The organism is Halobium salinum (genome assembly GCF_026586625.1).
Taxonomy (GTDB): domain Archaea; phylum Halobacteriota; class Halobacteria; order Halobacteriales; family Haloferacaceae; genus Halobium; species Halobium salinum.
Genome location: NZ_JAODIW010000004.1, coordinates 48,234 through 64,797, shown reverse-complemented (window position 1 = coordinate 64,797; position 16,564 = coordinate 48,234). Strand labels below are relative to the sequence as shown.

Here is a 16,564-nt window from a genome sequence, read left to right as displayed (position 1 = left end):
GATTCACCACGAAGTATTTATCAATCCGTGGGAGGGTCGACACGTGCAACGCAGAGCCTTCCTCGCCGCGCTCGGTACCGTCGGCGTCGCCGACTGTCTCGGACTCGGTGACGACGCGACCTTCCGCTACGAGGGCGACGGCTACCGAACGCGGGAGGTCGAGAAGGGGACACCGACTACGACCGCGACGCCGAGGAACGAGAGCCGCTGAACGGCCCGGTCTCTCTACTCCTCGACCTTCCCGTCCTCACGGTCGGCCGCCCGCACCTCTTCGTCGCGCTCGGCGGGGTCACCCCACCCGCCGCCGCCGGGCGTCTCTACCCGGACGGTCGTCCCCGCCGCCACCTCCCGGGTCGTCTTCGCCGGCACGGCTTCGCCGTCGACGAGGTTCCGACCCACGGCGCCGTCCTCGCCGCCGGCCGCACCCGGTGGGGCGTGGCGTCGGCGCTCCGTGAGCAGGGAGACGGTGGCGTCGGTCTCGACCGTCACCGAACGAACCATGCCGAGTCCACCCCGATACCGGCCGTCGCCGCCGCTCCCCGGCCGGAGGCCGTACTCCTCGACCGAGAGCGGGTACTCCGCCTCGAGCGCCTCGACGGGCGTGTTCAGCGTGTTCGTCATGCCGACGTGGACGCCGTCCATCCCGTCGCCGGAGGGCCGGCCGCCGTCGCCGCCGCCGATGGTCTCGTAGTAGGCGAAGGAGTCGGCGCCGCTGGAGCCGATAATCAGGTTGTTCATCGTCCCCTGTCCGCGGGCCGGTACTCTCTCCGGGGCGGCTTCGGCCAGCGCCTCGAAGGTCACGTCGGTGACGCGCTGGCTGGTCTCGACGTTGCCGCCGACGACGGCGGCCGGCGGGTTCGGGTTGAGCAGGGAGCCCTCCGGCACCCGCACGTCGATGGGGGCGTAACAGCCCGCGTTCGGGGGTATCTCGGGGTCCGTCACACAGCGCACGACGAAGTACACCGCGCTCTTGGCGACCGCGAGCGGGGCGTTCACGTTGCCGGCGACCTGGTCGGCGGTGCCCGCGAAGTCCACGGTCAGGGTGTCGCCGTCGACCGTGACGGTGGCCTCGATGGGCACGTCGTCGTCGGTCACACCGTCGCCCTCCAGCACGTCGCGGGCGGCGAACTCGCCGCCCGGCAACTCCCGGAGTTCGCTCGTCACGCGCTCGCGGGAGTAGTCCATCACGGCGTCGAACGCCGCGAGCACTCTCTCTTCCCCGTGGTCGGCGACGAGGTCGCCGACGCGTTCCTCGGCGCGGTCGTTGGCCGCTATCTGGGCTCGGAGGTCCGCCCGGCGCTCGCTCGGGTTGCGGACGTTCGCGAGCAGGAGGTTCATCACGTCGTCGACGGGGTCGCCGCCGGCGACGAGTCTGGTCGGGGGAAGCCGGAGGCCCTCCTGGAAAATTTCGCGCGCCCCCGCCGGCATGCTCCCCGGGGCCATCCCGCCCACGTCGGCGTGGTGAGCACGGGAGACGGCGTATCCCAGTACCTCTCCGTCGGGAGCGACGGGGGAGACCATCGTCACGTCCGGGAGGTGCGTGCCGCCCTCGAACGGGTCGTTGAGGACGAACACGTCGCCCGGCTCCGGGTCCCGGTCGAGCACGGCGTCGACCGCCTCCGGCATGGCGCCGAGGTGGACCGGGATGTGTTCGGCCTGCGCGACGAGTCGGCCGTCGGCGTCGAACAGCGCGGTCGAGCAGTCCCGTCGCTCCTTGATGTTCGGCGAGTAGGCGCTCGTGACGAGCACCTGCCCCATCTCCTCGGCGACGCTCTCGAACTGGTTGCGCATGATTTCGAGGGTGACGGCGTCGATTTCTTCACTCACTTCCCGTCACCTCCCCGCGTCAGCACGAGCGTCCCGCGCTCGTCGACCTCGGCGTCCCACGCCGGGGGCACCACGACGGTGGACTCGTCACCTTCGAACACCGCGGGCCCGGACAGTGTGGTCCCGAGAGGGACCCGCTCGCGGACGTACACGGGCGTGTCGTGGTACTCGCCGCCGAAGTTCGCCTCGCGGGTGTCCTTCTGGGGGTCCGTCCCACCCTCGTAGCGCACGTCGACCGGGTCGCGCTCGACGACCGCCGTGGCGCGCACGTTGACGAGTTCGACGGCGTCGTCCATCCGGTAGCCGTACGCCGACTCGTGGGCGTCGTGGAACGCCGCGGTGACGGCCTCGGGGTCGAACGGCAGCGAGACGGGGACCGTCAGTTCGAACGACTGGCCGACGTACCGGAGGTCCATCGCGCGCTCGACCGAGGCGGCCTCGGGGTCCGAACAGTCCGCGAGCACGTCGTCGGCGAGGCTGTCGAAGGCGTCGGCGACGACGCCGTCGTCGAGGTCGGCGACGGGCGTCCGCAGGGTCTTCACCGCGTCGTGTTTCTCGTCGGCCGAGAGCAGGCCGTACGCGGAGAGCACCCCACAGGCGCGGGGGACGACCACGGTGTCGACGTCGAGGTCGTCCGCGAGCGCGGCGGCGTGCATCGGCCCCGCGCCGCCAAAGGCGACGAGGGCGAACCGTCGCGGGTCGTGGCCGCGCTCGACCGTGATGGCGCGAATCGCCCGCGTCATGTTCGCGTTGGCGATGCGGTAGACGCCGCGAGCGGCCTCGACTGGCCCGTCGAGGTCGGCCTCGTCGGCGAGTCCCGACAGGGCGTCGCGGGCCGCCTCGGCGTCGAGGGAGAGTTCCCCGCCGAGCGCCGTGCTCTCGCCGATATAGCCGAGGACGACGTTCGCGTCCGTCACGGTCGGGTCGGTGCCGCCGCGGCCGTAGCAGGCCGGTCCCGGCTCGGCGCCGGCGGAGCGCGGCCCCACCCGCAGGGCGCCGCCGTCGTCGACCCACGCGACCGAGCCGCCCCCGGCGCCGACGGTGTTCACGTCGACCATCGGGGTCTTCACCGGCCGGTCGTTGATTTCGGCGCTCGTCGTCCGCTCTGCCTCGCCGTCGCGGACGAGGCTCACGTCCGAGGAGGTGCCGCCCATGTCGAAGGTGACGAGCCCGCGGTGCGAGGAGTCGTCGTCCTCGCCCTCGTCCGCCGGGTCGGCGCCGGCCGCGTCGCCGACGGCCGACGCGGCGCCGACGACGCCCGCCGCCGGTCCGGACATGACCGTCGTCACCGCGTGGTTTCGGACGGTCTCGGCCGCGGCGATGCCGCCGTTGGCCTGCATGATGCGCGGGACCGGGAGCCCGAGGTCGTCCGCGCGGTCGACGAGCCTGCCGACGTAGTCGCGAATCGGTGGGGTGACGTAGGCGTCGACTGCCGTGGTGGAGGTGCGCTCGAACTCGCGGAACTCCGCGAGCGTCTCGTGGGAGGCCGAGACGGGGACGTCGAGTTCGTCGCGCAGCGTCTCGGCGACCCGCCGCTCGTTCTCCGGGTGCGCGTAGGCGTGCAACAGAGAGACGGCGACGCTCTCGGCGCCGTCGTCGCGGATTCGGTCCGCGACCGCTCGGACCTCCGCCGGGTCGACTTCCCGTTCGACGCCTTCGACGGTCGCGCGCTCGTCGACCTCGAAGCGTCGGCGTCGGGGGACGAGCGGCGCCGGCTTCGTCGCGTCGAGGTCGTAGAGGTCGGGCCGGGCCTGTCGACCGATTTCCAACACGTCGCGGAACCCCTCCGTCGTGACGAGCGCGGTCTTCGCGCCGTCTTCCTCCAACAGGGCGTTCACCGAGACGGTCATCGCGTGGGTGAACGCGTCCACCTCGGCGGGGTCGACGCCGGCTTCGGCACACGCCTTCTCGATGCCGTCGACGACGCCGACGGACTGGTCCGCGGTGGAGGGGACCTTCGCGGTGACGAGGTCGTTCTCGTCCGTGAGGAGCACCACGTCGGTGAACGTGCCGCCCACGTCGACGCCGAGGCGGGTCTTTTGCGTCTCTTCCGCCATCAGAGCACCCCCGCCACCGAGAGGAGGGTCCGGACGCCGAGCCAGACGACGATGGCCGTGACGACGCCGCCGAGCACGTTCGCGGTCGTCCCGTTCGTGTACTCCCCGAGCAGGCTGTCGGAGTTCATCGCGACGATGAGGAACACCGCGACGATGGGGAGGAGGATTCCGTTGACCACCTGTGCGAACACGATGATTTCGACGGGACTGCCGCCGAGAAGCACGGCCGAGACGCCGACCGTGAGGATGACCCCCCAGACGGCGCGGAACTTCGTGCTCGTCAGGTCGGACTCCCAGCCGAGCGCCCCGGCGGTGGCGTAAGCCCCCGCCAGCGGCGCGGTCGTCGCGCTGGTGAACCCGGCGGCGAAGAGGCCAATGCTGAAGAACAGTGTCGCGTACGGGCCGGCGATGGGCCGGAGCTGTTCGGCCATCCGACCCACGTCCGAAATCTCGGTGCCGACGGGGAACGCCGCCGCGGCCGTCACGAGGATGGCGACCGTGATGAGCCCGCCGACGACGATGGAGAGCACCGTGTCGGTGCGACACTCGGGCAGGTCCTCCGGACCACCCCACCGCTCCTGGACGTTGCTGGCGTGGAGAAAGAGGTTGTAGCCGACGACGGTGGTGCCGATGAGTCCCGTGATGAGGAATAGCGACCCCTCGGGGATGCCGGGGACGAACCCGAGCGCGAGCGCCGAGAGGTCGGGGCCGATGAGCGCCGCCGAGACGAGGAAGGAGACGGCCATGACGCCCACGAGACCGACGAGCGCGCGCTCGATGAGCTTGTACCTGCCCGTCCACAGCAGGGCGCCGGCGACGAGACCCATCAGGGCGCCCCACACCGTCGCGCTGATACCCGTGATGGTCTCCAGCCCCGCCGCGCCGCCGAGGATGTTGCCGGCCTCGTAGGCGGCGGTGCCGATGCCGATAGCCGAGACGACGAGCGCGACCGCGGCCCACTGCACCGCCTCGGTGTCGAACTGGTCGCGAAGCGCCTCGCCGAGCCCCTCGCGGGAGACGAGGCCGAGTCGAGCGCTCATCTCCTGGAGGATTATCGTGGCGACGACCGAGAACAGGATGGTCCAGACGAGCGCGTAGCCGAAGCGCGCGCCCGTGACGCTCGCGGTCGTGACGGTTCCCGGACCGATGAACGCCGCGGCGACCATCGCCCCCGGACCGATGGCTTTCAGTCTGTCAACGAGAGTCATGCGTGGTCTGTTCGCACAGTGCTCGGCGTTCGGGCAAAAGGGTTGTTGAGAGCGCTGTGTACCGGATGCACGTCCCGTATGAACGGATGTGAACGACCGATGACGGTGTGAGCGCTACCGAACGGATAGGGGACTCGTTAGTGGTGTACTGATTTCAGATTCTTCTGCAATAGCCGCCCGGCGAGCGACGCTCCTCCCCGATTTCTCGAACCGGTCAGCGTCGTCCACCTCACGAAGTGGCACCCGGGCGGTCTTCTCCGAACTCCTGCTTCCTCCTGAAGCTCTGCTTGCGGAACTCTTCATCAATAAATGTTAATTTCCACCGAGGTCGCAAAAACGCTGATGCGAACGTGTCACAATCATGTGTTGGATGGTTTACTCTCAACCCAGACGACAGGTACTCAAGACGATCGGTGGGACAGCAACTATAGCGGGCTTCGTCGGTACAGCAAGCGGGCACCAGCGAAACCAAGACGGAAAACAGAGCTGTGGAGTGCGCTACGCTGCGTTCAATATAATCGAACTGGAGACCGAACAGGTTCAAAATCCGGGAGACCCGCAAGCAGAAGCGGCCGCCCGAATCGTTCAGGAAGTCAGACCGGACATCCTCGTCGTCAACGAACTCACGAACAACTTCCAGCAGGACAAGTACACCGACAGAGCGAACATCGACGCTTTCGTCCAGAACTACCTCAGCGTCCCACAACGGGACGAGCTCAGCGGTATCGACTACGAGTACACGCTCCAGCCGACGAGCAATACAGGCGTCCTTCCAGACGGGTGCTACGATTTCAACAAGGACGGAAATTACCGGGAACGACCGGGTGATGCGTTCGGGTTCGGAGAGTATCCGGGTCACTATGCGTTCGCAATCGCGAGCAAGTACCCCATCGACGAGTCGAGCATCCGTTCCTTCCAGACGTTCGAATGGGCGGACATGCCCGGGAATCTCATCCCGGTCGCAGGCGAAGAGGGCGTCGTCACGGACCCGGAAGACGACGAAACTGCGCTGTACCTCACGGAGGAGGAACTCGAGGTCTATCGGCTCCCCTCGAAGACCCACGTCGACGTGCCGTTCGAAATCGAAGAGGAGACGGTTCACGGGCTGTTCGCACACCCGACGCCGCCCGGTTTCGACGGTGTGAACAACTTCAACGGGAAGTGGAACCACGACGAGGTCCGGTTCTTCGCGGACTACGTCGCCGGCGAAGACTACATCTACGACGATAGTGGCGTCTGTGGCGGTCTCGACGACGACGCCTCCTACGTTCTGATGGGCGACATGAACGCAGGGCCGGGTCTGGGCCGGGACGAGCGTCCGCTTCGACCGGCCCAGAAGTTCCTTATCGACAACGACGACTTCTACACGGACCGCCTCCCGAGGAGCCCCGGCGGGGCACAACGCGGTCTCCCCACCGCGACACGTACCGGCGGTGACGTCGAAGGTGTCGTCGAGCAGATAGACTACGTCCTCCCCTCGCCGGACCTCTCGCTGGGTGCCTCGTCGGTCGTCTGGCCGAGCGAGAACACGACGAAACAGAATCTCCTCGAGGACGTGAGGAGAGCCTCGGACCACCGACTCGTCTGGGCCGATATCTCGACACACCCCTGCTAAAAGCGGAGCTTGGAGCTTCTGACCGCGATACCTTCTGTTCCGGGCTCCGCCGGAAGGAACTCACCTCCGGAGACGCTCCGTCTCCAGCAGCAGAATCACTCTGAACCATCTCCCGAAAGAGCGTGCCACCCGCCGCGTAAACCGACTCAAGACTCCGTCAGCAACACCTTCGAGACGCCCTCCTCGATGGTCAGCTCGAAGGGCAAGTTCGCGCTGGAGCGCTCGACGAACCGGAGCATGAACCACTTGACGGACTCCGAAGGGAACACCACGTGGTACGTGCTCCCCTCGGTGCGGCGGACCGTGAGGAAGCCACAGAAGGAGAGCCAGTCGAGCAGCTCTCCGAGGGAGCCGAAGCGCTGTTCGTACTCGTGGGCGTGGTAGTCGGAGACGCGGTCGGCCTCCGCCAGAAACGCTGAATTCGGCTCGCCCGACCCGTCCTCGACGTAGTCGAGGAAGCAGTGCAGAAAGTCCACGTCGAGCAGGACGTGCTCGCCGGAGGAGAGCATCTGGTGGTAGGCTTCGAGGTTGGGGCCGGCGTCGGCGCTCGCGGCCTCGAAGTTCGCGGCGTAGAACGTCAGCGCCCGGCGGACGACCTCGCTCCGCGATTCGTCGGTACGGGCGACCAGGTCGTCGAGTGCGGCTTCGGCCTCGTCGTCGAGCGAGATCGTGAGCCGGTTCGTCGGCATGGGACGTGCTACGAGCGCCCGGGGGTAAAGGTGTGTGTCCCGTTCTCGGGGCCGATTTCAGTCGCTTCGACTCGCGCGGAACTCCGTAGCCATCGCACCCAACCCCGCCATCGAGAGGACGAGGTTGACCAGACCTCCCAGTATCGGAACGAGTCCCACGAGCACGGCTACGAGCGTGCCCACGACGAGCGCCTTGAACTGGCTTCCCGCGGTCCAGTCGCTGGCGAGGGTCCGACCGAGCGCGACGATGGCGACCGTGCTTCCGACGAGGGCCACGGGAATCGTCACGAGCAGCGTGATGATGAGAATCGACACCAGTGCTAACCCGATGAGGACCGGAAGACCCCAGAAGCCGGACATCAGCGGGTCGTCCCGGAGTCTGGCACCGGTCCGTTCGACGTAGTCGGGGAGGACTGCGATGACGATGATACCGATGACGAGATTGAGGAGCAGCGAGCCGACGGCCTGAACAGTGAGTGAAATCTGTGGGACGCCACCCGGCGGCTGCTGTGCGGCTGCGGTGCCGACGAGTGCGGCGAGTGCGGCCAGCGCCACGCCCGCCGACCCGACGGTACGGAGGGTTCTACGGGAGACCATATCGGAGGAGGCGAAAGACTGCATAAATGTCTTGTGGAGCGAACGGTCCGCGACCGACGGCACTCAGCCGAATCGGCCCCTCACCACGTGCCGTGGAACGTGTCGAACTCCAGGTCCTCGAGGGGTTTGTTGCCGACGGCGATTTCGTACTCGCCCGGTGTGAGCATCGGCTTATGGAACTGCGGGCCGTCGTCTGTCGTGATGCGCGGACAGCCGGTGTTGACGAACGCGTCGAAGCCGAAGTTCCGCAGACGGTCGGGCGTCACCTCGTCCATCGTGATGAGGTAGGCGTTCTCGTTGTTCTCGACGATTTCCTCCGCCACGTCCCATCGACCCTGACCGATTTTGGTGCAGAAGACGACGCCCCACGTTTCGGCGTCCATCGCCTTGTGGACGGAGGCGTAGCGCTGCTTCATGAACTGCTCCGTGTCGGCGACGGTGACGACGTTGTTGACGGGGTCTGCGATGGTCACCTTCTTGTCGGGGTGCTCCATCGCGAGGCCGAGCGGGTGGAACTTCCCCCCGCCGACGTAGAGGACGTGCTCGGCGTCGATGTCGGCGCTGGCGTAGTTACAGCCGAGCACCTGCCCCTCGTGAGTGAGACGGTCGTCGCCGCGGCGGGTCCGCACGTCGAAGCCGCGCTCTTCCAGCCAGTCGACCATGTCGCCGAAGAGGTTCATGTGCTGAGCCGTCGTCACGAGGCCGACGGCGGGTTCCTCGTCCGCGTACTCCTCGGCCTCGGGGTCCGGTAGCTCCGCCATGGACTCCTCCATGATGGGGAAGGGGTCGACGTTCGAGAAGAGGGGGACGTAGATGATCTTGTCCGACTCCTTCATCGGGGAGTGGCCGAAGTGGACGAACACGTCGGTGCGGCGCATCAGGTAGGTGTCGAGGTCGCAGGCGCCGTAGCAGGGCTGTCCGGAGAGGAGGAAGGTGACGCCGTCGGTGAGTTCGCGGAGGTCGTCGGCGACGGCCGGACCGCGGCGCTTCAGCCCCTCGGGGAACTGGAGGCCGACCTTCTCGGCGCCCCGCTCCTCGATGGCCTCGACGATACGGTCGAGTTCGTAATCCCACTCCCGGTCGTGTTTCAGCGACATGCCCGTGTTCCGGAGGTCGCCCTCGCTTCGGACCTCCTCGCTCGCGTCCTGGCTCATTGCAACCCCGTTACCGGTGGGGACGTTTAACGTCGGCGTTTGGGGGCGGAGCGTCGGCGGTGCCCCGGGGACGGCCTCGAAGGCGTCCGGACGGACTCGGACCCCCGGACGGTCCGAGTCGTGCGCCGATTTATGCCCATTGCCGTCGTTGTAAGCGGGGAATCATGCCGTACGCTCGCGACCCGCTCGTCTCCTCGCCGTCCTCCAGAGGACTCCTCGCGCTCCTCGTCGGGGTCGCCGTCGGCGCGTTGGTCGCCAGAACCGACCCGGTCGCGGCGGTCGCGGTCGGGCTGTCGGTGGCGATGTCGCTCTACGTCCTCTTCGCGGTCGGCACGCGAGACGCGCCTCCCTGACCGCCGGCGTTAGTCGACGGCTTCACCGACCGCCCGCCTGACGAGCGTCGACTCGGCCTTTCGGAGGTGCTCTGCGACCGTGCTCGTCGCGCAGTCGAGTCGGTCGGCCACGTCGGCGACGGTCGCCGCCCGCGGCTCCTCGTAGTACCCCGCGTCGACCGCGCAGGCGACGACCTCCGCCTGCCGGTCGCTGAGGCCGCTCCCGGGTTCGAGTGCGCCACCCGGACCGCTCCGGACCCGCTCGACCGTCACGTCGATTCCGGCGGGCGTCGCCGCCACCGCACGTTGCAGCGCCTCGCTCGTCCCGACGAGCGTGAATCGCATCGACCCGTCGGTCGCGTAAACGACGGGGGGGACGACGACCACGTCCTCGCCGGCGTACGCCTCCACCAGCGCCTGTACGTCCCCTTCGAGCCGCTCCCGGACGTACAGGTAGAACCCGCCGACGCCCGAGGCGGGCGACGGTTCGACCACCTCGGCCGTCTCCACGCCGTCGAGCATCGGGAGGAACGGCTCCTGTGGTCCGTCGACGTGAAAGAGGAGGACGTTCCGCTCGCCGACGTCCGGGTTCCACTGGAGCAGGCTCGTCGGTCCGTACTCGGGGCGTTCCGCGACGAACGCGTGCATCGGGTGGGTCGTCGCCTCGTCGAGGTCGAGTCGGAGGGTGAGCGACTTCACGTCGTCGACGTTTTCGACCGGTGACACTTAAATGGCCCCAGATGTGCGGCAGAACGACCTCGGGGAGTCGGCGCCGACGATGAGACACGGTCGGTTCCCCACTCGACCGCTCGGCTCTCCACCCACGACACATGAGTTCACAGTCACCTGCGCCCTCCCTGTCCGCCGCGACCGACGACCACCGCGCCGACGAACTCGCCGACCTGCTCGGCCCGCTCGCCGTCGGCCGCGACGACCACCTGCACGCACCGGGGTTCGTCGTCAGACCCGACACCGTACAGGACGCGCTCTCTCGCCTCCGGGACGAGGCCGGCTTCGACCACTGCTCCTGTGTCACCGCCCAGGAGTACGAGGACCGCTACGAAACCGTCTACCACCTGAAGTCCTACGACGACCCGACCGACGAGGTGAGCGTCGTCGTCCCCGCTTCGAAGGCGAACCCGGTCTCCGAGAGCGCCGACGCCGTCTTCCGCACCGCCGACTGGCACGAGCGGGAGGCGTACGACCTCGTCGGTATCGAGTACGACGACCACCCGGACCTCCGTCGCATCCTCCTCCCGGAGACGTGGCAGGGCCACCCGCTCTCGATGGACTACGACCGGGACCGCCCGCAGATAGTTCGGTACGACGAGAACGCGAATCCCGTCGCTGCCGACGAGCGTGAGGCCGACACGATGCTCCTCAACATCGGGCCGCACCACCCGGCGACCCACGGCGTGCTCCACCTGGAAGCCGTCCTCGACGGGGAGCAGGTCGTCGACGTCGAACCGGACATCGGCTACATCCACCGCTGTGAGGAGCAGATGGCCCAGCAGGGCACCTACCGCTACCAGATCATGCCCTACCCGGACCGCTGGGACTGGGGCGGCGGCGGTATCCTGAACGAGTGGTCCTACGCCCGCGCTGCCGAGACCCTCGCCGACATCGACGTACCGGAGTACGCGCAGGTGATTCGTACGATGAGCGCCGAACTCTCGCGAATCCTCGCACACATGCTCGCCGTCGGCGCGTACGCGCTCGACGTCATCGGGGACTTCACCGCGACGTTCATGTACGCCATCAACGAGCGCGAGCGGGTCCAGAACCTGCTCGAGGACCTCACCGGTCAGCGCCTGATGTTCAACTACTTCCGGCTCGGCGGGGTGGTCTGGGACCTCCCCGAACCCCGCGAGGAGTGGTTCGAGAAGGTTCGTGACTATCTCGACGGGCTTCCCCACCGACTGGAGGAGTTCCACGACCTGCTCACCGGGAACGAGATCATCCAGATGCGCACCGTCGACACCGGCGAACTCGACCCCGACGTGGCGAAGTCGTACGGTTGCACCGGTCCGGTCGCCCGTGGGTCCGGCATCGACTACGATATCCGCCGGGACGACCCGTACGGCTACTACGACGAACTCGACTGGGACGTGGCCGTCGAGGAGGGCTGTGACAACTACGCCCGCCTGCTCGTCCGTCTGCGGGAGGTCGAGGAGTCCGCGAAAATCGTCGACCAGTGTGTCGACCGCCTCGAGGACTGGCCCGAGGACGACCGCACGATTCAGAGCAACGTGCCGCGAACCATCCGCCCCGACGACGGGACCGAGGTGTACACCGCCGTCGAGGCCGCGAAGGGCGAACTCGGCATCTACATCCGCGCCGACGGGACGGACACCCCGGCCCGGTTCAAGATTCGCGGCCCGTCGTTCTCGAACCTGCAGGCGCTCCCGGAGATGGCAGAGGGCGAGCATATCCCGGACCTCATCGCCTCGCTCGGCAGCCTCGACACCATCATGGGCGAAGTCGACAGGTGACCCGCTAGCACGCCGCTTTCGGGGGTTTGCACCGCCTGTGCACACCGAGCCGCGCCTTTTGTCGCCGGAGCCCCTCCGTTCAAACGAAGAACTCATGTCCGAGTCAATTACCACCAGCCGAAGGAATCGGACGAAGACGAACGACGAGACGACGGACGAGGAGGGGGAAGACGCCCCACGAATCGTCCTCGGTGCGGACCAGCGCGACGTGTGGCGCCGGCCGCACGGCGGGAAGGTGCTCGGCGTCAACTGAGCGCCGTCCGTCGATGCGCCGACTACGCAACGACGCGATTCCGAAGCCGACGCGTCCCGCCGAACAGCGTCGTTCGCCCATCGAACCAGCCCGCGGTCGCTGACGTTTCTTCTCACCGCTCGCTTCGCTCGCCGCGACCACGGTCGCTACCGCTCCCTGCACCCGGCTCGCTTCGCTCGCCGGGAGCGCCGGATACAACTCGCCGACCCACCTACAGGGAGCCATGAGCGACATCCCGCTCGAACACGTTCACGTCGAACCCGACGACCCGACGGACGGGCCCGCGCCGGCCGTCTTCGTCCTCCACGGTCGCGGCGCCGACGAGGAGGACTTGCTCCCGGTCGCCCAGCGCCTCCCCGACGACTTCCACGTCGTGAGCTTCCGGGCGCCCGACCGTCTGATGAGCGGGTACACGTGGTACGAGATACAGATGCCCGACGGTGACCTCCACCGGAGCCAACCCCACCCCGAGGAGTTCCGTCGGAGCCTCGACCTCGTCTCGGACTCGGTCGACGCCGCCGTCGACGCCTACGACCTCGACCCCGACCGTCTCGGCCTCCTCGGCTTCTCACAGGGCGCCATCACGAGCCTCTCGCTCCTGCTCGAAGCGCCCGAGCGCTTCGCGTGGGTCGTCGCGCTCCACGGCTACCTCGCCGAGTCACACGCCGACGCGGAGCCGGCGGGCATCGAGGGGAAGCCGGTGTTCGTCGGCGCCGGCTCGGCCGACCAAGTCATCCCGGCGAGTCGGGGCGAAGCCGCCGCCGACCGGCTCCGGGAACTCGGCGCCGACGTGACCTTCGAGACCTACGAGGTCGGCCACGGCGTCGGTCGCGACGAACTCGCGGCGCTCGTGGCGTTCGTCGAGTCGCAGTTCGCCTGAACTCCTGTTCTCGGTATCGGCGCGTTCTCACTCGCCGTCGGCTCCTCGCGGATCGGTCACCGCTCCGACCGGGGTCCGCGGTCAGTTCGTCGTCGTCGTCGCGTTCGCCGCCCCACTCGCCGTTCGCGTGACGTTCGCGGCCGTCGTTGCGTTCCCGGACGAGGCAGCGGTCGCCGACGAGGTCGACTCGCCGCTCGTCCCGCCGTTCTGTCGTCCCGCGGTCCGGCGGAGCGCCTCGTCGAGCCACGGTGGCTCGTCGACGGACGCCTCGCCCACGCGGTCGTACTCGAACCGGTACCGGACCCGCCCGGTCTCCTCCCCCTCGGAGAGGGTGTACGTGACCCGCAGCGCCACCACGAACCCCTCGCCGGTGACGTAGGCGGTCGCCTGGTACTCCGCGGCCCGCCGGAGCTCCTCGTCGCCCGGCGGTGGGTCCGCGACGGTCACCCGGTAGAAGCGGCCCTCGCGCGTCTCGAGCCGGCTCACGCTGGCGTTGCTCCCGCCGAGGTAGCGTTCGATGGCCCAAGTCGCCTGCGGGCGCCCGATGGGTTCGGCGGAGGTACGGTGGTACCGTACCGGCCCCGCTCCACCGTCGACCCGGCGGTAGCGGACCTCGCCGTCGGCGTAGCTGGCGTAGGAGCGCCGGACGACGTTCCCGTTCTCCTCGACCCGGACGCCGGTCGCGTTCGTCAGGTACCGGGTGTCGGTCTCGACGACCTCCGACCAGCGGATGTCGTCCCAGTCGTCGCGGTCTCCGAACGCCCCAGAGCGGTCGAGTTCGCCGACCCACCGGTAGGAGCGGCCGTCGAGGGCCTCGGCGTGCGCCGCCGAGAGCGCCTCTACGTCGACGTACCCTTGCTCCCGGTCGACCCCCGGCGGGTAGGTCGGCGACGCGTCGATGGCGCCGACCGGTCCGGAGTCGTTCGTCCCGTTCGATTCGTTCGGCTCGCCCGACGCGTTCGCTTCGCCCGCCCCGCCGACACCGGTCGCGCCGGAGCCACTGCCGCCCGTCCCACCGATGCCGGTCACGCCGCCCGCTCCGCCGCCGCTCGACCCGTCCAGCCCGAGAACACCTAGAAACGACCCCGGACCCAGCCCGAGCGCGACGGCCGCGAAGACGACGGTCCCGACGGCGACGACGGTCGCCGCGTCGCCCCCGTCGGGGCGCAGGCGTCCCAGCGCCGCGCGGACTCGGCTCCCCGGTCCGCCTCGGGAGGTCGCCTCCGCGGGCTCGCCACCCACCGGCGTCGTGTCGCCGTAGGCCGCGGCGGTCGCGTCGTCGACCTGGAGCGGGGCATCGAGGTGACGATGGAGCAGGTCCGCGGCGACCTCCCGGTCGACGCCGTACAGCAGCAGGTTGTAGAGGTCCGCGGGGCCGGCGTAGCGGGCGTCGAGGTCGGTCGCGACCGGCTCCGCGCCGCCGCCGCCGTCGACGACGAGGTCGACCGTCTCGTCCCCGGCCGGTCGCGTCGGCCCGCGCAGTCGGCGACCGACGCTCGGAAACAGCGCCAGCCGCTCCTCGCCCCGGGTCGCGACGACGCGGTCGCCGTCGGTCCGGGTATCGTACCCCCGTGCGGCCCACACGTCGGCGACGAGCGCGCGCAGGTCGGCCGCCGAGCGGTCCCGGAGCCGGTCGACGAACGCCCCGCGCGGGAGCACTGGCATCAGTAAGTGTTCACACCCAACGGAGTAGAAGGTTTCCGTGGTTCGGGGCCGCCTCCGGCGTTCCCTGCCGAGTCGGAGCGTTCACTCGGGGGCCGGCGTGGCCGTGGCGTTCTCGGTCCGGGCCGGTGTCGTTCCGTTCGACGCGTTCGCCAGCGCCTCGTCGACGAACGGTGGCTCGGAGACGCTGGTGTTCCCCACGTCGTCGTACTCGAGTACGAACCGGCCCTCGCCGACCGACCCGTTCCGCTCGAACGTCATCCGGACCGACAGCGAGGTGACGTACCCCGCGGGGTGGACCGTCGCCTCGGCCCGGTAGTCGGTGACGGTCACGCGGTCGTTCTCCCTCCAGTCGGTCGGGGGCGACGGGTCGACGACCCGGAACCGCCGGCCGTCGGCGGTCTCCTCCTCGGTTACGGTGGCGTTCTCCCCGGAGAGGTAGTGTTCGACCCGCCACGACGCCCCACGTGGGTCGTTCCTGTGTCCTCGGCGCACCCGGTACTCGACCGGCTCGTCGGACGCGTTCACCCGAGAGACGGAGAGCCCGTCCGCCGTGTACTGGTCGACGGTGAACCGGTCTCCGGTTCCGTTCTCGAACGTGCGCCAGCCGCGCGTCGACTCGAGGAACCGGCTCTCGCTCTCGACGCGCTGGACCGTCCGCCGATGGTGTTCCCAGTCCCGTCGCGTCGCCTCATGCGGTGCGTCGCTTCGCTCGACCAGCGTGTACGACCGGTTCGAGAGGTACTCGTGGTGGGCGTCGGACAGCGCCTCGCCGTCGACGCCGTCCCGCGACAATCCGGGCGGGTAGTCCGGCGTCGCGCCGATGGCGCCGACCGACCCGGACGCGTTCGTGTCGTTCACTCCGGTCTGTCCCCCCGTGACGTCGACCGGGTCGCCGGGCGTCGACCCCGTCCCGTCGCCGGGGACGAGTCCCGTGAGCGCCCCCGGTCCGAGGCCGACGACGAGTGCGGCGACGACGACTGCACCGACGACGAGCGCGGTGGTGAGGTCCCCGCCGTCGGGGGTCGCCCGGCGGAGCAGACCGAGTCCGGACCGGCCGTCGTCGTCACCGGCGGTCGGTTCCGGCCGGTCGGTCGACCCGGCCGGCGTCGTCGGCGACTCGTCGACGTGGAGCGGGGCGCCGAGGTGACGATGGAGCAGGCCAGCGGCGACCTCGCGGTCGACGCCGTACAGCAGGCGGTGATAGAGGTCCCCGGGACCGACGTAGCTCGCGTCGTGGTCGGCCGCGAGCGACCGACCGGCGTCGGTTCCGCTCCCGTCGACGACCACGTCCGGGTCGACGCCGCCGGGGACCGAACTGAGTCCGCGGAGTCGGCGGGTCGCGACGGGGACGACGGTTCGGTCCACGCCGTCCCGGGTGACGGTCAGTGAGTCGTCGCCGTCGCCGACGCGGGTGTCGAACCCGCGCGCGGCCCACACGTCGGCGGCGAAGTCGCGGAGGGCGGTCGGAGAGAGGGCGTCGAGGCGTCGGGCGAACGCCTCGCGGGGGAGGACTGGCATCCCGTGGACGTGTCCCCGGACCGAGTATAAACGTTACACCGGCCTCCGTCGGGGACGACGGAGTCGGCGGCGTCGACGGCCGGCTCACACACCGAGGACGAGCGCCGTCAGGTCCGCCGCCTCGGCGACCATCCGGCCGACGAAGGTGAGGTAGAGACCGGCGAGCGTGACGAGTACAGCACCGAAGACGTCGTGTTTCTCTCTCCAGAGACGGGACGAACCCGCACCGAACCGGGACGGCCGCTCGGTGGACCGCCTGACGCGACCACCCGCGAAC

General features: G+C 69.1%; 15 protein-coding genes. 6 read left to right on the top strand and 9 right to left on the bottom strand.

Features of this window, described 5'->3' with window-relative positions; translation table 11 throughout:
- The first annotated feature begins 43 nt into the window (after nt 1-43).
- Entirely contained in the window at nt 44-211 is a 168-nt protein-coding gene (locus N5095_RS00365) for a hypothetical protein (RefSeq protein ID WP_267619842.1), read from the top strand.
- 14 nt (nt 212-225) lie between these two features.
- On the opposite strand, the gene N5095_RS00360 is transcribed toward N5095_RS00365, so the two are convergent.
- From N5095_RS00360 to N5095_RS00350, 3 genes are read right to left on the bottom strand one after another with little or no spacing between them, the layout of a single operon-like run.
- The gene (locus N5095_RS00360) at nt 226-1,827 is read right to left on the bottom strand and encodes a hydantoinase B/oxoprolinase family protein (protein ID WP_267619841.1); all 1,602 of its coding nucleotides are present in this window, start codon (nt 1,825-1,827) and stop codon (nt 226-228) included.
- Nucleotides 1,824-3,884, bottom strand: a complete 2,061-nt coding sequence (locus N5095_RS00355) for a hydantoinase/oxoprolinase family protein (protein WP_267619840.1) — start codon at nt 3,882-3,884, stop codon at nt 1,824-1,826. Before N5095_RS00355 ends, N5095_RS00360 begins: the two co-directional genes overlap by 4 nt.
- The gene (locus N5095_RS00350; RefSeq protein WP_267619839.1) at nt 3,884-5,092 is read right to left on the bottom strand and encodes an Nramp family divalent metal transporter; all 1,209 of its coding nucleotides are present in this window, start codon (nt 5,090-5,092) and stop codon (nt 3,884-3,886) included. The genes N5095_RS00355 and N5095_RS00350 overlap by 1 nt, the downstream gene beginning before the upstream one ends.
- A gap of 493 nt (nt 5,093-5,585) precedes the next feature.
- Between N5095_RS00350 and N5095_RS00345 the strand changes: the two genes are divergently transcribed.
- The gene (locus tag N5095_RS00345; protein ID WP_267619838.1) at nt 5,586-6,707 is read left to right on the top strand and encodes an endonuclease/exonuclease/phosphatase family protein; all 1,122 of its coding nucleotides are present in this window, start codon (nt 5,586-5,588) and stop codon (nt 6,705-6,707) included.
- A 146-nt stretch (nt 6,708-6,853) separates the two neighbouring features.
- Here the strand turns inward: N5095_RS00345 and N5095_RS00340 are convergent, their stop codons facing one another.
- From N5095_RS00340 to dph2, 3 genes are all read right to left on the bottom strand, one after another.
- On the bottom strand, nt 6,854-7,396 hold the full coding sequence (locus tag N5095_RS00340; protein WP_267619837.1) for a ribbon-helix-helix protein, CopG family: 543 nt from the start codon (nt 7,394-7,396) through the stop codon (nt 6,854-6,856).
- Between the two features lie 57 nt (nt 7,397-7,453).
- Nucleotides 7,454-7,993 (bottom strand): DUF8173 domain-containing protein, encoded by a 540-nt coding sequence (locus N5095_RS00335; RefSeq protein WP_267619836.1) that lies wholly within the window; start codon nt 7,991-7,993, stop codon nt 7,454-7,456.
- Between the two features lie 80 nt (nt 7,994-8,073).
- Nucleotides 8,074-9,147, bottom strand: coding sequence for a diphthamide biosynthesis enzyme Dph2 (gene dph2, locus N5095_RS00330; RefSeq protein WP_267619834.1), 1,074 nt, complete (start codon nt 9,145-9,147; stop codon nt 8,074-8,076).
- A gap of 164 nt (nt 9,148-9,311) precedes the next feature.
- Between dph2 and N5095_RS00325 the strand changes: the two genes are divergently transcribed.
- The gene (locus N5095_RS00325; RefSeq protein WP_267619831.1) at nt 9,312-9,500 is read left to right on the top strand and encodes a hypothetical protein; all 189 of its coding nucleotides are present in this window, start codon (nt 9,312-9,314) and stop codon (nt 9,498-9,500) included.
- 9 nt (nt 9,501-9,509) lie between these two features.
- On the opposite strand, the gene N5095_RS22320 is transcribed toward N5095_RS00325, so the two are convergent.
- Nucleotides 9,510-10,205, bottom strand: a complete 696-nt coding sequence (locus N5095_RS22320; protein ID WP_267619829.1) for a helix-turn-helix domain-containing protein — start codon at nt 10,203-10,205, stop codon at nt 9,510-9,512.
- Between the two features lie 104 nt (nt 10,206-10,309).
- On the opposite strand from N5095_RS22320, the gene N5095_RS00315 reads away from it, so the two are divergent.
- The 3 genes from N5095_RS00315 to N5095_RS00305 all read left to right on the top strand — a co-directional run bounded on the left by N5095_RS00315 (nt 10,310) and on the right by N5095_RS00305 (nt 13,104).
- Nucleotides 10,310-11,971 carry an NADH-quinone oxidoreductase subunit D gene (locus N5095_RS00315; protein WP_267619828.1) on the top strand — a complete coding sequence of 554 codons (1,662 nt, stop codon included), beginning with the start codon at nt 10,310-10,312 and terminating at the stop codon, nt 11,969-11,971.
- Nucleotides 11,972-12,065: 94 nt separating this feature from the next.
- The gene (locus tag N5095_RS00310; protein ID WP_267619827.1) at nt 12,066-12,224 is read left to right on the top strand and encodes a hypothetical protein; all 159 of its coding nucleotides are present in this window, start codon (nt 12,066-12,068) and stop codon (nt 12,222-12,224) included.
- Nucleotides 12,225-12,447: 223 nt separating this feature from the next.
- Entirely contained in the window at nt 12,448-13,104 is a 657-nt protein-coding gene (locus N5095_RS00305) for an alpha/beta hydrolase (protein ID WP_267619826.1), read from the top strand.
- An 81-nt stretch (nt 13,105-13,185) separates the two neighbouring features.
- Here N5095_RS00305 and N5095_RS00300 read toward each other — a convergent pair whose 3' ends face one another.
- On the bottom strand, nt 13,186-14,769 hold the full coding sequence (locus N5095_RS00300) for a hypothetical protein (protein WP_267619823.1): 1,584 nt from the start codon (nt 14,767-14,769) through the stop codon (nt 13,186-13,188).
- Between the two features lie 81 nt (nt 14,770-14,850).
- Nucleotides 14,851-16,287: a DUF7537 family lipoprotein gene (locus N5095_RS00295; protein ID WP_267619820.1), complete on the bottom strand. Its 1,437-nt coding sequence runs from the start codon at nt 16,285-16,287 to the stop codon at nt 14,851-14,853.
- Nucleotides 16,288-16,564: the final 277 nt, after the last annotated feature.